The following is a 2,592-nucleotide window of genomic DNA, read 5'->3' as shown; positions in this document are numbered from 1 at the left end:
GACGTCCCGCCGCGCTGGCGGGCGCCGGTTCTGGCCGCTGCCCCCGCCCGCCCTGCGACGGGCGCCTGCCGGCGTGTGGTTGCGGCGGCGGCCGCCGGCCCTGGTACCGCCCCACGGCCCGGGGCAGCCCCGCGTCAGGCCGCCGCCATGGCGGGCGACCGCGGCCCGCCGTCAGGCGACGAAGAGCAGCAGGCCCAGCAGCACGACGACGGTGGCGACCACGCCATAGGTCACGAACTGGGTGAAGCCTTCCCAGCCGCGCTGGCGGTCGGCGAGCAGGTCCTGCCCGTTCACCGCCCCGAACTCATAGCTTTCCTTCTCGGCCACGGCCGCGTCCTTCATCCGATCCGCGGCCCGGGTGTAGGAAGCGCCGCCGGATCGGGCAAGGGGTTCGCCAGCGCCGCCAGGCCCATCGCCTCGGGCACCGCCATGCCGTCCAGCAGCGCCCGGCCATCCGCCACCCGCACCCGGCCGGCCGCTACCCAGGCCAGGGCCGCCGGGTAGATCCGGTGCTCCTGCGCCAGCACCCGCGCCGCCAGCGTCGCCGGCGTGTCGCCCGGTAGCACCGGCACCGCCGCCTGGGCCAGGATCGGCCCCTCATCCACCCCGGCGCTGACCAGGTGCACCGTGCAGCCATGCAGCCGCACCCCGGCCGCCAGCGCCCGCTCATGCGTCTCGAGGCCCGGGAAGGCCGGCAGCAGGGAGGGGTGGATGTTCACGAGCCGCCCGTCCCAGCGGCCGACGAAGCCCGGCGTCAGCACGCGCAGGAAGCCGGCCAGGGCGATCAGGCCGATGCGGTGCGCCGCCAGCGCCTGCTCCATCGCCGCCTCGAAGCCCGGCCGGTCGCCCTTGAAGGCGCGGCTGTCCACCACGGCGGTGGGCACGCCTGCGTCGGCGGCGCGGGCCAGGCCGGCGGCATCGGGCCGGTTGGACAGCACCAGCGCGATCTCGGCGGGATAGGCGGGGTCCCGCGCCGCCGCCAGCAGCGCCGCCATGTTGGACCCGCGGCCGGAGATCAGGATGGCGGTGCGGGTGCGGGTTCCCCCCGGGCCGCCGGCCGGGGCCGGGCCGGTCCCGGCCGGCATCAGCGCGGCCAGCCGGCCGGCAGGTTGTCGATCCGGAGGCCGGCCGGGCCGGCGGCGGCGTCCAGCCGGCCGATGCGGAAGACCTGCTCCCCCGCCGCCCGCAATTCCGCCATGGCCGCCTCGGCCTCCTGCGCCGCGACCACCGCGACCATGCCGATGCCGCAGTTGAACACCCGCAGCATCTCGTCCGCCGCGACATTGCCGGTGCGGGCCAGCCAGCCGAAGACCGGCGGCACCGGCCAAGCGGCGGCATCCAGCACCGCCTCCACCCCCGCCGGCAGCACCCGCGGCAGGTTGCCCGGCAGGCCGCCGCCGGTGATATGCGCCGCCGCCTTCAGCCGGCCCGCGCGGTGCAGGCCGAGCAGGGACTTCACGTAGATCCGGGTCGGCGCCAGCAGCGCCTGGCCGAGCGTCTCCCCCGGGGCGAAGGGCGCCGGCGCGTCGGGCGCGAGGCCGGAGGCCGCCACCACCCGCCGCACCAGGGAGAAGCCGTTGGAATGCACCCCGGCGGAGCCGAGGCCGAGCAGCACGTCGCCCGGCCCGACATCCCGCGGCAGCAGCGCCCCGCGTTCCGCCGCGCCCACCGCGAAGCCGGCCAGGTCGTAGTCCTCGGCCGCGTACATCCCCGGCATCTCGGCGGTCTCGCCGCCCACCAGGGCGCAGCCGGCCTGGCGGCAGCCCTCGGCAATGCCGGCGATGACGTCCCGCGCCTGCGCCAGCTGCAGCTTCCCGGTGGCGAAGTAGTCGAGGAAGAAGAGCGGCTCGGCGCCCTGCACCACCAGGTCGTTCACGCACATCGCCACCAGGTCGATGCCGACGGTCGCATGGTGGCCGGCATCGATGGCGACGCGCAGCTTGGTGCCGACCCCGTCGGTGGAGGAGACCAGCACGGGGTCCGCGAAGCCCGCCGCCTTCAGGTCGAACAGCGCGCCGAAGCCGCCCAGGCCGCCCAGGGTGCCGGCGCGGCTCGTGGACTTCGCCAGCGGCTTGATCGCCTCGACCAGCGCATCGCCGGCCGCGATGTCCACCCCGGCGTCACGATAGGTCAGGCTGCCCGGGGGGGTGGGGGCGGGGGAACTGGTCAGGGCGGCCTCCGATCGGCTAAGCGCACCCCGCGGGGGTTTGCGCTGCAAAAGAATCCCAAGCAGGCTCTTATCCCAAGGGTTTGGGCGGCACCAAGTGCGGTCCGGCCGGGGCGGCTGCGCTGGGAAGGCCGAATCGGGGTGGCCCGGTGGGGATGGCCCGGTGGGGACGCCCATTCGGGACGGCCCCGGCCGGATGCCCCCGGGCGGATGGCCCGGCCGGGCCCGGGCGTGCCGGCCGCGCGGCGCCGTGCCGCCGGGAAGCGGGAGAGAGGTCGGATGCCGGGTCGCAGCGGGCGATGGATGGGGCGGACCCTGGGGTCGGCTGCCCGGCTGGCGGCGGGGCCGGCCGCGGGGCTGGCGCTGCTGCTCCTCGCCCTGCCGGCGGGGGCGCAGCCCGTGGTGCCGGCGCTGCCGCCGCCGGT

The 2,592-nt window shown here is 77.0% G+C and carries 3 protein-coding genes; all 3 read right to left on the bottom strand.

Annotated elements, in window-relative coordinates; translation table 11 throughout:
• Nucleotides 1-171: 171 nt before the first annotated feature.
• From E2C05_RS30925 to purM, 3 genes are read right to left on the bottom strand one after another with little or no spacing between them, the layout of a single operon-like run.
• The gene (locus E2C05_RS30925; RefSeq protein WP_205083202.1) at nucleotides 172-327 is read right to left on the bottom strand and encodes an aa3-type cytochrome c oxidase subunit IV; all 156 of its coding nucleotides are present in this window, start codon (nucleotides 325-327) and stop codon (nucleotides 172-174) included.
• 11 nt (nucleotides 328-338) lie between these two features.
• On the bottom strand, nucleotides 339-1,085 hold the full coding sequence (purN, locus tag E2C05_RS30920; RefSeq protein WP_133223444.1) for a phosphoribosylglycinamide formyltransferase: 747 nt from the start codon (nucleotides 1,083-1,085) through the stop codon (nucleotides 339-341).
• Entirely contained in the window at nucleotides 1,085-2,170 is a 1,086-nt protein-coding gene (gene purM, locus E2C05_RS30915) for a phosphoribosylformylglycinamidine cyclo-ligase (protein ID WP_240046971.1), read from the bottom strand. Before purM ends, purN begins: the two co-directional genes overlap by 1 nt.
• Between the last annotated feature and the right edge of the window lie 422 nt (nucleotides 2,171-2,592).

The sequence above is a fragment of the Paracraurococcus ruber genome (assembly GCF_004353985.1).
Taxonomy (GTDB): domain Bacteria; phylum Pseudomonadota; class Alphaproteobacteria; order Acetobacterales; family Acetobacteraceae; genus Paracraurococcus; species Paracraurococcus ruber.
This window is presented reverse-complemented; position numbering and strand designations above follow the sequence as displayed.

What these genes read in the sequence shown, in the direction of transcription:
- purN (WP_133223444.1), bottom strand. Translation starts at nt 1,085, where the DNA reads ATGCCGGCCGGGACCGGCCCGGCCCCGGCCGGCGGCCCGGGGGGAACC.